This is a genomic window from Massilia sp. NBRC 108631, assembly GCF_059704565.1.
In genome coordinates this window covers 25510-39569 of sequence record NZ_BAAKJE010000102.1, presented here as the reverse complement: position 1 = coordinate 39569, position 14060 = coordinate 25510, and the positions used below count along the sequence as shown (strand labels likewise).

At 64.8% G+C, this 14060-nt stretch carries 10 protein-coding genes; 4 read left to right on the top strand and 6 right to left on the bottom strand.

The window, feature by feature from the left end; genetic code table 11:
• Positions 1–4: 4 nt before the first annotated feature.
• Both AC6H42_RS11205 and AC6H42_RS11200 read right to left on the bottom strand, forming a co-directional pair.
• Positions 5–919, bottom strand: coding sequence for a lipase family alpha/beta hydrolase (locus AC6H42_RS11205; RefSeq protein ID WP_057154600.1), 915 nt, complete (start codon positions 917–919; stop codon positions 5–7).
• Positions 920–1120: 201 nt separating this feature from the next.
• Complete coding sequence (locus AC6H42_RS11200) at positions 1121–3457, bottom strand: penicillin-binding protein 1A (RefSeq protein WP_057154599.1); 2337 nt, start codon at positions 3455–3457, stop codon at positions 1121–1123.
• Positions 3458–3586: 129 nt separating this feature from the next.
• Here AC6H42_RS11200 and AC6H42_RS11195 point away from each other — a divergent pair, with 129 nt between their 5' ends.
• Positions 3587–4873: a metal-dependent hydrolase family protein gene (locus tag AC6H42_RS11195; protein ID WP_057154598.1), complete on the top strand. Its 1287-nt coding sequence runs from the start codon at positions 3587–3589 to the stop codon at positions 4871–4873.
• Between the two features lie 27 nt (positions 4874–4900).
• On the opposite strand, the gene AC6H42_RS11190 is transcribed toward AC6H42_RS11195, so the two are convergent.
• On the bottom strand, positions 4901–5890 hold the full coding sequence (locus AC6H42_RS11190; protein WP_082551710.1) for an NAD-dependent epimerase/dehydratase family protein: 990 nt from the start codon (positions 5888–5890) through the stop codon (positions 4901–4903).
• A gap of 105 nt (positions 5891–5995) precedes the next feature.
• On the opposite strand from AC6H42_RS11190, the gene AC6H42_RS11185 reads away from it, so the two are divergent.
• Entirely contained in the window at positions 5996–6922 is a 927-nt protein-coding gene (locus AC6H42_RS11185; protein ID WP_057154597.1) for a LysR substrate-binding domain-containing protein, read from the top strand.
• Positions 6923–7004: 82 nt separating this feature from the next.
• Complete coding sequence (gene glpD, locus AC6H42_RS11180; protein WP_497548054.1) at positions 7005–8558, top strand: glycerol-3-phosphate dehydrogenase; 1554 nt, start codon at positions 7005–7007, stop codon at positions 8556–8558.
• Positions 8559–8613: 55 nt separating this feature from the next.
• On the opposite strand, the gene AC6H42_RS11175 is transcribed toward glpD, so the two are convergent.
• Complete coding sequence (locus AC6H42_RS11175; RefSeq protein WP_057154595.1) at positions 8614–10119, bottom strand: peptide MFS transporter; 1506 nt, start codon at positions 10117–10119, stop codon at positions 8614–8616.
• A 312-nt stretch (positions 10120–10431) separates the two neighbouring features.
• Here AC6H42_RS11175 and ppnN point away from each other — a divergent pair, with 312 nt between their 5' ends.
• Positions 10432–11802 carry a nucleotide 5'-monophosphate nucleosidase PpnN gene (gene ppnN / locus AC6H42_RS11170; RefSeq protein WP_057154594.1) on the top strand — a complete coding sequence of 457 codons (1371 nt, stop codon included), beginning with the start codon at positions 10432–10434 and terminating at the stop codon, positions 11800–11802.
• Between the two features lie 7 nt (positions 11803–11809).
• Here the strand turns inward: ppnN and AC6H42_RS11165 are convergent, their stop codons facing one another.
• Both AC6H42_RS11165 and lysS read right to left on the bottom strand, forming a co-directional pair.
• Positions 11810–12376: a hypothetical protein gene (locus AC6H42_RS11165; RefSeq protein ID WP_497548053.1), complete on the bottom strand. Its 567-nt coding sequence runs from the start codon at positions 12374–12376 to the stop codon at positions 11810–11812.
• A 138-nt stretch (positions 12377–12514) separates the two neighbouring features.
• Positions 12515–14047, bottom strand: coding sequence for a lysine--tRNA ligase (gene lysS / locus AC6H42_RS11160; RefSeq protein WP_497548052.1), 1533 nt, complete (start codon positions 14045–14047; stop codon positions 12515–12517).
• Positions 14048–14060 lie beyond the last annotated feature (13 nt).

The following is a 14060-nucleotide window of genomic DNA, read 5'->3' as shown; positions in this document are numbered from 1 at the left end:
CTCCTTACAGGCCCTGGCCCTGCAGGCGGTTGGCGTGCTGGCGGAACAGCGTGACCGGATTGGTCTCAAACAGGTTGGTGATGCCGATCAGCTGGTTTACCTCGTCCAGGTGGTTGAGCGCGTAGTCGTCGCGGATCACGCGGCCCAGGCGGCTCGAGCAACTGCCAACCAGGCCATCGTTCTTCTCGCCGTTGAAGGCCAGGCCGGTCACGGCCAGGAAGGGATCGGCCGCGTCGAGCGCGTTGGTCCATGGCTTGGCGCCGCTCCAGGAATAGTAGTGCACGCCGTTGACCTGGTAGGCGCCTTCGCCGCAGGCCGAAGTTGGCACCCCCTGCGGATGGCGCGCATTGAAGGCCAGCGTGCCGGCGGTGCTGAGCGACTCGGCGGCGGCGCGCGAGCTTTGCGGCAGGGTGGGGCTGCCGGACAGGAGGCTGATCAGGCCGGACAGCGCATTGGCCAGGTCGTAGGTCACGTTGGGCACCGCGCCGACCAGCACATCGGCCACCTTGGAGCCCTTGTTTACGCCGCCCACGCTGGAGACCGAGGCCACCAGGTCGGGCCGCACCGAGGCCACGTAGCGCGAGGTGGGGCCGCCGTGGCTGTGGCCGATCAGGTTGACCTTGGCGGCGCCGGTGGCGGCCAGGATCTGCTTGACCTGCAGCAGCAGCTGTTCGCCGCGCACTTCGGTGCTGTTGGATGCCGAAACCGAGGTGACGTAGACCCTGGCCCCGCCGCTGCTCAAGCCGGAGGCGATGCCATAGAAATAGTCCACCGGGCCCAGGCTGTCAAAGCCGAACAGGCCGTGCACCAGCACGATGGGATACTTGGTCTGGGTGTAGCCTTGGGCCCAGGACGGTGCGGGCAGGGCCATGAGGGTGATCAGGAACAGCGCAAGCGACTTCCAGTAGCGTTTCTTCATTTTGTCTCCGATTCGATTGATTTTTATGTGGCCGGAAATGTAAAACCGGGCCTGGGCCCGGTTCAAAATGTAGCATTGCGGTTGGGGGTGCACTTGGGTGCATGGCCGTGCCGATCCGGTTTGGCTCGCCAGGCCATGTGCTTGGCCCGGCAAGCCGGCGGAACGTTGTTTTTTGTGCCAGCGTTGCGGGCCATTCCTCCGTTACGGTTGTACCGGCGTGGGCTGGACGTTGGTGGCGCCCGGTTCCTGCACCGGCGCCGGCGGCTGGCCATCGAGGTCGATGGTACGCACCGAATTGTCGTTGAGGTATTCGGCGTAGATCCAGGAACCGTCTTCGGCCTGCACCACGCCTTCGGGCACGGGGCGTTCGCGCGGCGGCGCCTTTTGCAGCGCCACGCGCATGTAGTCGATCCAGATCGGCATGGCCAGGGTGGCGCCGAACTCGCGCCCACCCAGCGACTTCGGATCGTCGTAGCCCATCCACGCGACCCCGACCACGCCGCCGCCGTAGCCGGCGAACCAGCCGTCCACCGCGTCGTTGGTGGTACCGGTCTTGCCGGCCAGGTCGGCCCGGCCCAGGCGCGCGCCGGCTTGCGCGCCGGTGCCGCTGCGTACCACTTCGCGCAGCATGGTGTCGGTGATGAAGGCGTTGCGCGGGTCGAGCACGCGGTTGGCTTCCTGCGCCGCCTGCTGCGGCCTGGTCTCGGACAGCACCTTGCCGTTGCCGTCGACGATGCGCGAGATCAGGTAAGGCTGCACCTGGTAGCCGCCGTTGGCGAACACCGAATAGGCGCCGGCCAGTTGCTGCGGCGTGACGGCGCCGGTGCCCAGCGTCATGGTCAAATTGGTCGGATGCCTGGACGGCGTGAAGCCGAACTTGTCCAGGAAACCGTGCGCGTAGGGCACGCCCACCGCGCGCAGCAGGCGCACCGAGGTGACGTTCTTCGACTTGGCCAGCGACACGTGCATGGAGATGGGACCGTCGTAGACGTTGTCGTCGTTCTGCGGGTCCCAGCCGCCGGTGTCCACGCCGGTGTCGGACAGTTTCACGTCGTTGATCAATGTGCCGGGGAAGTAGCCCTTTTCCAGCGCCGACGAATAGACGAAGGGCTTGATCGAGGAGCCGGGCTGGCGCCAGGCCTGGGTAACGTGGTTGAACTGATGCAGGTTGAAGTCGAAGCCGCCCACCATGGCGTGGTAGGCGCCGGTGGCCGAATCCAGCGACACGAAGGCCGCCGCGACTTGCGGCACCTGGGTGATCGCCCAGCGCTTCTTATCCACTTGCGATACGCGCACGATGGCGCCGGGCCGCAGCCTGAGGCCGGCCTTGGCCTTCTCGCCCAGGCCGGGCGCCGCCAGCTTCAGGCCGTCGCCGGTGATCTCGTGCTCCTCGCCGTCGATGGTCTCCACCGTCACGCTCTTGGGCGATGCGGCCAGCACCACGGCCGGGATCAGCCGGTCGCTGCTGCGGCGCTTCTGCAGCGCTTCGTCGATGGCGTCCTCGCGCTCATCCGGATCAGAAGGCAGGTCGATGAAGGCTTCCGGGCCGCGGTAGCCGTGGCGCTGGTCGTAGTTCAGCACGTTGCGGCGCACCGATTCATAGGCCGCCTCCTGGTCCGCCTTCAGGATGGTGGTGTAGACGCTGATGCCGCGCGAGTACGACTCTTCCTTGTATTGTTCGTACACCGCCTGGCGCGCCAGCTCGGCCACGTATTCGGCGTGCACGTCGAACTCCTGGCCTTTCGGATTGATGTGCAAGGTTTCCTTCAGCGCCTGCTCGTACTGCGCCGCGGTGATGACGCCCTGGTCGCGCATGGCCTTCAGCACCAGGTGCTGGCGCAGGCGCGCGCGCTTGGGATTGGCCACCGGGTTGTTGCGCGCCGGATTTTGCGGCAGGCCGGCCAGCATCGCCGTTTCCGCAACCGACAGCTCTTTCAGCGACTTGCTGAAATAGGCCTGCGAGGCGCTGGCGAAGCCGTAAGAGCGCTGGCCCAGGTAGATCTGGTTCAGGTACAGCTCCAGGATCTTGTCCTTGCTGAGCTCTCCTTCCAATTTATAGGACAGCATGACCTCGGTCATCTTGCGGCCCAGTTTCTTGTCGCGCGTCAGGTAGAAGTTGCGCGCCACCTGCATGGTGATGGTGGAGCCGCCCTGGCGGAAGCTGCCGCGCAGGTTGGACTTGAGCGCGCCCATGGCGCGTATCCAGTCGATGCCGCCGTGGTCGTAGAAGCGCTTGTCCTCGATGGCGAGGACGGCTTTCTTCATCAGCTCCGGCACGTCCTTGATGGCGACGAAGTCACGGTGTTCTTCGCCGAACTCGCCGATCAGGGCATTGTCTGCCGTGTAGATGCGCAGCGGGATCTTGGGCTGGTAATCGGTGACGGCGTCCAGCTCGGGCAGGTTGGGGCCGATGAACAGCACCATGTAGGCGCCCAGCAGGACGGCGCCCGCCGCGGCGGCGATGCCGCCCACGGCGGCGGTGCGGATAAGATTGCGGCGGTTGAGCCACTTCGGCAATGCAGGAGTGTTGGCAGTCAAAACAGGTACTCATGGTTGCGCAGCTTATGCGGATGCGGGCAATTATAGTCCAACGGGGAGCGCGCCCATTCGCATTCGATGGTACTTATGCTACGCTTGCCGCTCGTTAAACTTTACGGGAATGTATCCATGCGCGCCAAGTCTGCCCTGGGTCTGCTGCTGTTGTTGAATGGTGCCGTTGCCGGCGCCGCCGTCCAAACCGTCGATTGCGGCCGCCTGCTGGACGTCAAGGCCGGCGTCTGGCGCGAGCGCGTCAGCGTGGTGATCGACAACGGCGTGGTCAAGTCGGTGGCGCCCACCGGCGCCGCCAAGGGCGATATCGATTTGAGCGGCCAGTCCTGCCTGCCCGGCCTGATCGACATGCACGTGCACCTGACGGGCGAGTCGCACAAGGAGGTGGAAACGCTGCGCATGAAGCTGAGCCAGGACGTGGCGGACGACGCCTACCGTTCGGTGGCCTATGCCGAGCGCACGCTGAAGGCCGGCTTCACCACGGTGCGCGACCTGGGCGCCGGCGACGGCTTGAACGTGTCGCTCAAGCGTGCCATCAACAGCGGCGCCATTCCCGGCCCGCGCATGTACACCTCAGGCACCGCCATTGCGACCACCGGCGGCCACGGCGACGGCACCAACGGCCTGTCGCGTGAACTGGGCAAGGCGGTCGGCCATCCGACCCCGTACGACGGCGTGATCAACGGTCCGGACCAGGCGCGCGAAGCGGTGCGCGCGCGCTACAAGGAAGGCGCGGACCTGATCAAGATTACCGCCACCGGCGGGGTGCTGAGCCAGGCCGCCAGTGGCCAGAATTCGCAGTTCACGGACGAGGAATTGAAAGCCATCGCGGCCACCGCCAAGGACTATGGCTTCCGCGTGGCGGTGCACGCGCACGGCGTGGAAGGCATCAAGCGTGCGCTGCGTGCCGGGCTGGATTCGATCGAGCATGGCAGCTATATGGACGACGAGGCCATCGCGCTGTTCAAGAAGCACGGCGCGTACTACGTGCCCACCATCAGCGCCGGGCGCTACGTGGCGGAGAAGGCCAAGGACCCGGAATTCTTTTCACCGATGGTGCGGCCCAAGGCGGCGGCCATCGGGCCGCTGATCCAGGCCACCTTCGGCAAGGCCTACAAGGCCGGCGTGAAGATCGCCTTCGGCACCGACGCGGGTGTCTTCCCGCACGGGGAGAACGCCAGGGAATTCGCCTACATGGTGGAAGCGGGCATGCCGGCGCTGGAAGCGATCCGCTCGGCCACGCTGAACGCGGCCGAGCTGCTGAACCAGGGCAGCCGCCTGGGCTCCGTGGAACCGGGCTACGCCGCCGACATCGTCGCCGTCAGCGGCGACCCGCTGAAGGACATCCGCGTGCTGCAGCAGGTGCAGTTTGTGATGAAGGACGGCGTGGTCTTCAAGCGCTGAGCCCAGCGCTGAACTCCCCGTCCTGGGTCAGGCCATGCAGGCATCCTGCGGCTGGGCGGACGGCGCCAGCCGAACGTTGACCGCGCCGGCCGGCAGGCCGCACACCAGCTCCGGCTGCAGCTGGTGGATGGCCAGGTCCAGCCAGCCGGCGGTGTCGCCGAAGCGGTAGCCCAGGCTGGCGGCGCGCGCCGTGTCCATGACGAAGGGGAAGGGATAGTCGAACGGACTCAAGCCCGCCTGCGTGGTGAGCGGCAGCGCGCGCACCTTTTCGCCCAGCACCGCGCCCACGCGGCGGTGCAGGTCCAGCGCCGACAGGGCGCCGTTGCCGGCCGCGTTCACCGGGCCGAGGAAGTCCTGCAGGCCGGCCCACAGCAGGAAGTCGCCGGCCGCGTCCGCGCTGATAAAGGAGCTGGCCGCGCTGGCGTTGGCGTACAGCAGCGCCTGGCCCGATTGCGCCAGCGCCACGTAGTACGCCAGGCGGCCGGTGAAGTCGTCGCCGCCCAGCACGTGGCCGAAGCGCACCGTCACCACCGGCAGCTTGCCGCTGCGGTACAGCACCGCTTCGGCCTGGCGTTTGCCCTCGGCGTAGTTCTCGTCGGCCACCAGCGGGTCGTTCCACGGGCAGTCCAGGTCGACGCGCACGGTGCGCAGGTCCAGGTCCAGCTCCGTCAACGGGTCTTCCTGGCGGCCCAGCAAGCGCCGGTACACCTCGATGGTGGACGCCATCACGTAGCGCTCCACCTTGCCTGCAAAGACTTCGACGGCAATAGCGGCGTCCAGCGGGGTGTAGCACAGCTGGTCATACACGATATCGTAGCCTTGGCTGCCGGCAAAGGCGGCGCGCATGGCGGCATGGTCGCGGCGGTCTATCAGGATACGCTGGACGCGGCTGCCGAAGCTGTCCGCAGTGCGGCCGCGCGTGGCCAGCGTGACACGGTGGCCGGCCGCCAGCAGCTTCTGGACCAGCAATTTTCCGAAATAGCGCGTGCCGCCGATCACCAAGATATTCTTGTGCATGATAATCTCCTGTTAGTGTGGAATCATTGTCGCGCCTGGCGGATGGGCGATCAAACGAGAAAATTGCCAGTCTGAGAACAAGTTAAACTAATTCATGGAGTTTGCATGGCCAAGCCGCTGCGCAGCCTGTCGGGGTTGATCGACCTGGAGTCCGCCGCCCGCTGGGGCAGTTTCAAGCTGGCGGCGGAGGAGCTGCACAAGACCCCGGCCGCCGTCAGCCAGCAGATCAAGAACCTGGAGGAGGAACTGGGCTTCGCGCTGTTCCTGCGCCACCCGCGCCACGTGGCCCTGACCGAGAAAGGGCGCGATTTTTCGGCCACCGTGGCGCGCGTGCTGGGCGAGCTGCGCACCAAGGCGGCGGCGCTGCAGAAGAGTGGGGAGGAATGCGTGCTGCGTATCTCCAGCACCCATTCGTTCGCGCTGAAATGGCTGGCGCCGCGCTTGACCCACTTCACGCGGCTGCACCCGGACCTGGACATCCGCCTGCACGCCAACGACCGCAACGTGAGCCTGGAAGACGACAGCGTGGACGTGGCCATCCGCTATGGCGCCTACGAGCCGGGCGATCCCACCATCCTGTTCGATGAGCGGCTGGTGGCGGTCTACAGTCCGGACATCCTGCCGCCCGGGCGCAGCGAGTTTACGCTGGCCGATTTGCGCACCCTGCCTTTGCTGGACGAGGGCAGCAATGTGCACTGGGACCGCTATGTGGCCGCCAACGGACTGCCCCGGGGCGGCTACAGCGTCTCGCGCGGCTATAGCCACTGGGGCGTGCTGGCGCAGGCGGCCGTGGCCGGGCAGGGCGTGGCGCTGGCCGCGTTCAGCATCGTCTACGAGGACTTGCGCAAGGGCGACCTGCACATGATCGCCGGCCGGTCCATCAGCTACCATTCCGGCTACCGCTTCCTGGTCAACATCAACAAGGAGCGCCTGCCCAAGATCGAGCGTTTCCGCGCCTGGCTGGTGGACGAGATGGCAGAGATGCAGCGCGCGCTGACAGCCTGTTCGTGTGGCGCCGGCGGGAGCATGTAGAGCGGATATGCATATCAGGGGTTGCCAGATTCTTCATAAATGGCGTATCTTTATCCTACGCAACACATCGGATGACTAGGCAATGACGGCTGTGCGGTACGACATGGAGTGCGATCTGCTGGTGATAGGCGGCGGCATCAATGGCGCCGGGATAGCGCGCGACGCTGCGGGGCGCGGCCTGTGCGTGGTGCTGTGCGAGAAGGACGACCTGGCGTCGCACACCTCCTCCGCGTCCACCAAGCTGATACACGGTGGCCTGCGCTACCTCGAATATTATGAATTCTCGCTGGTGCGCAAGGCGCTGATCGAGCGGGAAGTGCTGCTGCGCGCCGCCCCGCACATCATGCGCCCGCTGCGTTTTGTCATGCCGCACGCGCCCGGCCAGCGGCCTGCGCTGCTGATACGCGCCGGCCTGTTCCTGTACGACTTCCTGGCCAAGCGCGAGCTGCTGCCCGGCTCCAGCGGCATCCGCCTGGGCTGCCATGTGGCGGGGCGGCCCCTCAAGCCCGAGTTCAAACGCGGTTTTGTGTATTCGGACGGCTGGGTGGACGACGCCCGCCTGGTGGTGCTGAACGCCATGGACGCCTGCATGCACGGCGCCGCCGTCAAGACCCGCACCGCCTGCACCGCGCTGCGGCGCAGCGAGGACGGCGGCAGCTGGTACGCCACCCTGCGCGGCCCGGACGGTGCGGAAACCGAAGTGCGCGCGCGCGGCGTGGTCAACGCGGCCGGTCCCTGGACCGCCAGCCTGCTGGGCCAGGCGCTGCCGCAGCGGCGCAGCCAGCACCTGCGGCTGATCAAGGGCAGCCATATCGTGGTCAAGCGCATTTTCGAGCACGACCACGCCTACATCTTCCAGAACCGCGACGGCCGCATCGTGTTCGCCATTCCCTACGAGCAGGACTACACGCTGATCGGCACCACCGACCTGGATTACAAGGGCGACCCGAACCGGGTCGCGATCGACGCCGAAGAGGTGTCCTATCTGTGCGAGCTGGTCAGCCAGTATTTCAAGGCGCCGGTGCGGCCGGAGCACGTGGTGTGGAGCTACGCGGGCGTGCGGCCGCTGGTGGAGGACGAGGCGCAGGACGCCAAGGCGGTCACGCGCGACTACCGGCTGGAAATGGACAGTGGCGATGGCGCTGGGCAGGCCCCGCTGCTGAGCATCTTCGGCGGCAAGATCACCACCTACCGCAAGCTGGCCGAGGAAGCGGTGGACCTGCTGTGCAAGGCGCTGGACAACCGCAAGCCGGGATGGACGGCCAAGGCCTGCCTGCCGGGCGGCGACCTGTACGGCGACACGCCGCAAAATTGCGCCGTGCTGCGCTACGACGAGTGGCGCGACAAGCTGCTGCAGCAGTACCAGTGGCTGCCGCGTACCCTGGTGGCGCGCTACGCGCGCGCGTACGGCACGCGCATCCACACCTTGCTGGCCGGGCGCGTGAAGCTGGAGGACATGGGGCCGGAACTGGAGCCGGCGCTGTACCAGGCCGAAGTGGACTACCTGCGCCGCTACGAATGGGCCGCGACGGCCGATGACATCCTGTGGCGGCGCTCCAAGCTCGGGTTGCACGTGCCGCCCGGCGCGGGCGCGCGGCTGACGGAATGGATGGCCTTGCATCCCTTGCAGGCATAAAAAAACGGCAGCCTGGGCTGCCGTTTCTCATGGTGCGTGGAAATTCAAACCACGCTTACTTCACGCCGTGCATCAGTTTCTGGATCAGCGGTGCGATCAGGAACAGCAGCACGCCGCCAGCCATCAGGATCCAGAAGCCCTGGGTATAGGCCGACAGTGCAGTGGTGACCGACATGCCGCTTTCGCCGGAGGCGTGGGAAGCGAAGATGCCCGACAGGTTGTTGCCGATGCCGGTGGACAGGAACCAGCCGCCCATGCCCAGGCCTACCAGGCGGGTAGGGGCCAGCTTGGTGACCATGGACAGGCCGATAGGCGACAGGCACAGCTCGCCCACGGACTGGATCACGTACACCATGAACAGGGTCCAGAACGGGATCTTGCTGTCGGCGCCAACCAGCGAGGACAGCGAGAACCACAGCAGGCCGAAGGCGGCTGCATTGAACAGGATGCCCAGGCCGAACTTACGCGGGATGGACGGATTGGCGTTCTTTTTGGCCAGCATCACCCAGGCGGTGGCGACAATCGGCGCACAGGCGATGATGGCGATCGAGTTCACGGTCTGGAACCAGGCGGTCGGGAAGGTCCAGCCGCCGAAGTCGCGGCGCACGATGTTATCGGCCAGGAAGGTGAAGGAACTGCCGGCCTGCTCGAAGAACATCCAGAACATGATGTTGAAGGTGAAGATCACCATCATGGCGATGACCTTGTCGCGCGCCACGGCGCCGTTGCGGAAGCCTTCGATCATCAGCATGGCGGCCAGGATCAGGAACAGCACCGTCAGCACCACTTGCAGCTTGGCGGCGCCCACTGCCAGCAGCAGGTAGACCACCGGGATCACGGCCAGGGCGCCCAGCACCACGTACAGCACGCGGCCCATGCCCATGGCGGCAGGATCGGGCGCACCGATGCCTTTCAGCTGTGCGCGGCCGATGAAGAACCAGATCAGGCTGATGATCATGCCCACGCCGGCGGCCATGAAGACTACCTTGTAGGAAGGCATGCCGTCGACGCCGAACACTTGCTCGGCCAGCACCTGGGTCAGCACCGGGGCGATCAGCGCGCCGGTGTTGATGCCCATGTAGAAGATGGTGAAGCCGGAATCGCGGCGCGGATCGGCTACGCTGTACAGCTTGCCGACCATGGTCGAGATGTTCGGTTTGAACAGGCCGTTACCGACGATGATGGTGGCCAGGCCGATCTTGAAGATGGTGTCGTCCGGGATGGCGATGGCGAACAGGCCGGCCGCCATGAACACGGCGCCTACCAGGATCGAGCGCTGGTAGCCGAGCACGCGGTCGGCCACGTAGCCGCCGAACAGCGCCGCCGCGTACACCAGGGCCAGGTAGGAGCCGTAAGTGAGGTTGGCGCTGGCCTGGCCGGCGGCGTCGCCACCGAAGAACTGGGCCACGATGTACAGCACTAATGCCCACCGGATGCCGTAGAACGCGAAGCGCTCCCAGAACTCGGTCATGAATAGCATCCACAGCGGGGCCGGATGGCCCAGGATCTGTTTGAACTCGGGAAGGTTGACTTCCGGGCTCTGCGTAGTTGCACCGCTCATGCGGCTTCTCCTGAAAAATTTTTTGATTAGATAAAAAAATATGGGACCGGACTAAGCAAGCGCGCTTGTAGCGTGGTTGCCGGTGGTCCGAGTCCCAACAGGGCGCCATTTTAATCTACCGCGCACTTATGTCCAGCAATTAGCTTGCTGCGCCGCAGCAATATGGCTAAACTCGCAACGAGCGCGGGCTAAGCGATAGGCGTTCCCTATCAAACTCCGGCCCCAAAGCGCTGGAGTTGTCGTATATTGGTGTCGCAAGCTCAAGAGTTGCGTTGTAGATTTGTTGTGTGGATCTAGAAAAGGAATGGCACCATGGAACATGACGTTGTCGATACCCTCATTTCCCCTGAAGGCATGCTGGAAGTGCTTTCCAAGGCGGAAGTCATAAAGTTGCTCGATTCCGGCAAGGGCGGGCTGTACAACATCTTCCGCAACTGCGCCCTGGCGGTGCTGAACTGCGGTAGCACTATCGACGATGGAAAGGAATTGCTGGAGCGTTACAAGTCGTTCGACATCAACATCATGCAGCGCGAGCGCGGTATCAAGCTCGACATCAAGGGCGCGCCGGCCATCGCCTTCGTCGACGGCAAGATGATCAAAGGCATCCACGAGCATTTGTTTGCGGTGCTGCGCGATATCGTTTTTGTCAGCAATGAAGTGACGGACAATCCGAAGTTCGACCTGAGCCGCACGGACGGCATTACCGACGCGGTATTCCACATCCTGCGCAATGCCAACGTGCTGAAGCCACACCTGAACCCGAACCTGGTGGTGTGCTGGGGCGGCCACTCGATCAACCGTGCGGAATACAATTATTCGAAAGAAGTGGGCTACCAGATGGGCTTGCGCGGCCTGGACATCTGCACCGGCTGCGGTCCCGGTGCGATGAAGGGGCCGATGAAAGGCGCCACCATCGGCCACGCCAAGCAGCGCACGCACCAGGGCCGCTACCTGGGCATTTCTGAGCCGGGCATTATCGCGGCCGAGTCGCCCAACCCCATCGTCAACGACCTGGTCATCATGCCGGACATCGAGAAGCGGCTGGAGGCGTTCGTGCGCGCCGGCCATGGCATCGTGGTGTTCCCGGGCGGCGCCGGTACGGCGGAGGAGATCCTGTACATCCTCGGCATCCTGCTGCACCCGGAGAACGCGGATATTCCGTTCCCGCTGGTGTTCACCGGTCCGGAAACCTCGCGCGAGTATTTCGTGCAGATCAACCAGTTCATCGCCGACACACTGGGCCCCGAGGCGCAGAAGCGCTACAAGATCATCGTGGACGACCCGGAACTGGTGGCGCGCGAAATGCAGGCCGGCATCAAGGAAGTGCGCGAATTCCGCAAGGCGCGCAGCGACGCTTATTACTTCAACTGGGCGCTGAAAATCGACCAGGAATTCCAGAAGCCGTTCGCGCCGACGCACGAGAACATGCGCAACCTGAGCCTGCACAAAAACCAGGCCACGCACCTGCTGGCGGCCAACTTGCGCCGGGCGTTTTCGGGCGTGGTGGCTGGCAATGTGAAGGACGAGGGTATTCGCGCCATCGAGAAGTACGGCCACTTCGAAATCCACGGTGACCCGTCCATCATGGGGCCGATGGACTCGCTGCTGGCGTCCTTCGTGGCGCAAAGCCGGATGAAGCTGGCCGGCAAGGCATACACGCCTTGCTACCGCATCGTCCAGTAACAGCTGCCTAAGGCCCGGGCGCGCGCCGGTTCCGCTGGCGCGCGCGCTCGGCCCTTTCTTCCGCGAAGCGCGCGTCCAGGCTGGCGTCGATGCGCGCGAATTCCTCGCGCTGCTTGACGCCCAGGCGGGCAAACTCCTCGCGCTGCCTGGCTTCCAGGCGCGCAAAGTCCTCGCGCTGCTTCAGTATCATCTGGTTGAATTGCGCATCCTGCTCCACCATGCGTTGCCCGAGCTTGGTGTACATGGCGCCCAGTTCCTCGCCCTTGTCGAGCCCGGCCAGCATGCCGGTGAACACCGTCGCGTTGATGGCGCCCACGCCGAGGATGATGGTGAGCGTAGAGGTGATGGCCGTGATGATCATGGCCTTGTACAGGGCGGCGAGCTTTGCGTCGAGTTTCGGCTCGAGTCTTGCTTCGAACGCCGCAAGTCTCACATCCATTTCCGCCTTGAACGCGCTTAGCTCTGTTTCCATGCGAGTGCAGCGTGCGTCCATGCGGGCAAAGAAGACCTCGGCGGACATGCGAACATTGTCCAGCTTGGCGTCGATCTCTTCCCTGGTGGGCGGCCCGTTCATTGCCCCATGCTGCGCCGCGCCCTGTCGTGCGTCAAGCGAACCCGGCTGCCTGCTGAGACGGCGCAAACGGACGCAAAAAAAGCCGCCGGGCTTGCTGGCCGGGCGGCTTCTTGCGTGCGTCGGAAGATCGGTCCCCGATCAGTCTTCCTTGCGCAGGTGCGGGAACAGCAGCACGTCGCGGATGTTCGGCGAATCGGTGATGATCATCATCAGGCGGTCGATGCCGATGCCGCAGCCGCCGGCCGGCGGCATGCCGTATTCCAGCGCGCGGATGTAGTCCGCGTCGTAGAACATGGCTTCGTCGTCGCCGGCTTCTTTGGCGGCAACCTGCGCCAGGAAGCGCGCCGACTGGTCTTCCGCGTCGTTCAGCTCGGAGAAGCCGTTGGCGATCTCGCGGCCCACCATGAACAGCTCGAAGCGCTCGGTGATGCCTTCGCGGGTGTCCGAGGCGCGCGCCAGCGGCGACACTTCAACCGGGTAGTCGATGATGTAGGTCGGTTCCCACAGCTGCGACTCGGCGGTCTCTTCGAACAGCGCCAGTTGCAGCGCGCCCAGGCCCGAGTGCGCGTGCGGCTTGACGCCGAACTTCTTCAGTTCCGCCTTGATGAATTCCGCGTCGTTCAACTGCGCCTCGGTGTAGCCCGGCGCGTACTTGTTGATCGCTTCCACGATGGTCAGGCGGTGGAACGGCTTGGCCAGGTCCAGCTCGCGGCCGCCGTAGGTCAGGGTGGCGGTGCCGTGCGCGTCGACGGCGGCCTGGCGGATAACGGCTTCGGTGAAGTCCATCAGCCACTTGTAGTCGGTGTAGGCCGCGTAGAACTCCATCATGGTGAATTCAGGGTTGTGACGGATCGACACGCCTTCGTTGCGGAAGTTGCGGTTGATCTCGAATACGCGGTCGAAGCCGCCCACCACCAGGCGCTTCAGGTACAGCTCGGGCGCGATGCGCAGGTACATCTGCATGTCCAGCGCGTTGTGGTGGGTGATGAAAGGCTTGGCTGCGGCGCCACCTGGAATGGTGTGCAGCATCGGCGTTTCCACTTCCATGAACTCGTTCTTTTCCATGAAGCGGCGGATCGACGACATGGCGGCGGTGCGGGCCTTGAAGGTGCGGCGGGTTTCCTCGCTCATGATCAGGTCCACGTAGCGCTGGCGGTACTTGGTTTCCTGGTCGGCCAGGCCGTGGAACTTGTCCGGCAGCGGGCGCAGCGACTTGGTGATCAGGCGCAGTTCGCTGACCTTGATGGTCAGTTCGTCGGTCTTGGTCTTGAACAGGGTGCCGGTCACGCCCAGGATGTCGCCCAGGTCGTAGTGGTGCAGCGCAGCCATGGCCGCTTCGCCCGTCAGGTCCAGCGTGGCGTAGATCTGGATGCGGCCGTCGGCCTTGGCGCCGGAGGAGTCCTGCAGCGTGGCGAAGGCAGCCTTCTTGCCGGCTTCGCGCTTGAGCATCATGCGGCCGGCCAGCACCACTTCCACCGGAGTGGCTTCCAGCTCTTCGCGGGTCTTTTCGCCGTACTGGATGTGCAGGTCCGCAGCCTTGTGCTGCGGCTTGAAGTCGTTCGGGAAGGCCACGCCCTGTTCGCGGATGGCGGCCAGCTTGGCGCGGCGCTCGGCGATGATCTTGTTCTCGTCCTGCGGGGCGGCTGCTTGTTCTTGGTTATCCGTAGTCATGATTGTATTTAGT

Excerpts from the sequence above, each read along its gene's own strand:
- AC6H42_RS11165 (WP_497548053.1), bottom strand. The coding sequence starts at position 12,376 with ATGAACGGGCCGCCCACCAGGGAAGAGATCGACGCCAAGCTGGACAAT.
- lysS (WP_497548052.1), bottom strand. The coding sequence starts at position 14,047 with ATGACTACGGATAACCAAGAACAAGCAGCCGCCCCGCAGGACGAGAAC.
- AC6H42_RS11190 (WP_082551710.1), bottom strand. The coding sequence starts at position 5,890 with ATGCACAAGAATATCTTGGTGATCGGCGGCACGCGCTATTTCGGAAAA.
- ppnN (WP_057154594.1), top strand. The coding sequence starts at position 10,432 with ATGGAACATGACGTTGTCGATACCCTCATTTCCCCTGAAGGCATGCTG.
- AC6H42_RS11185 (WP_057154597.1), top strand. The coding sequence starts at position 5,996 with ATGGCCAAGCCGCTGCGCAGCCTGTCGGGGTTGATCGACCTGGAGTCC.
- glpD (WP_497548054.1), top strand. The coding sequence starts at position 7,005 with ATGACGGCTGTGCGGTACGACATGGAGTGCGATCTGCTGGTGATAGGC.
- AC6H42_RS11205 (WP_057154600.1), bottom strand. The coding sequence starts at position 919 with ATGAAGAAACGCTACTGGAAGTCGCTTGCGCTGTTCCTGATCACCCTC.
- AC6H42_RS11175 (WP_057154595.1), bottom strand. The coding sequence starts at position 10,119 with ATGAGCGGTGCAACTACGCAGAGCCCGGAAGTCAACCTTCCCGAGTTC.
- AC6H42_RS11195 (WP_057154598.1), top strand. The coding sequence starts at position 3,587 with ATGCGCGCCAAGTCTGCCCTGGGTCTGCTGCTGTTGTTGAATGGTGCC.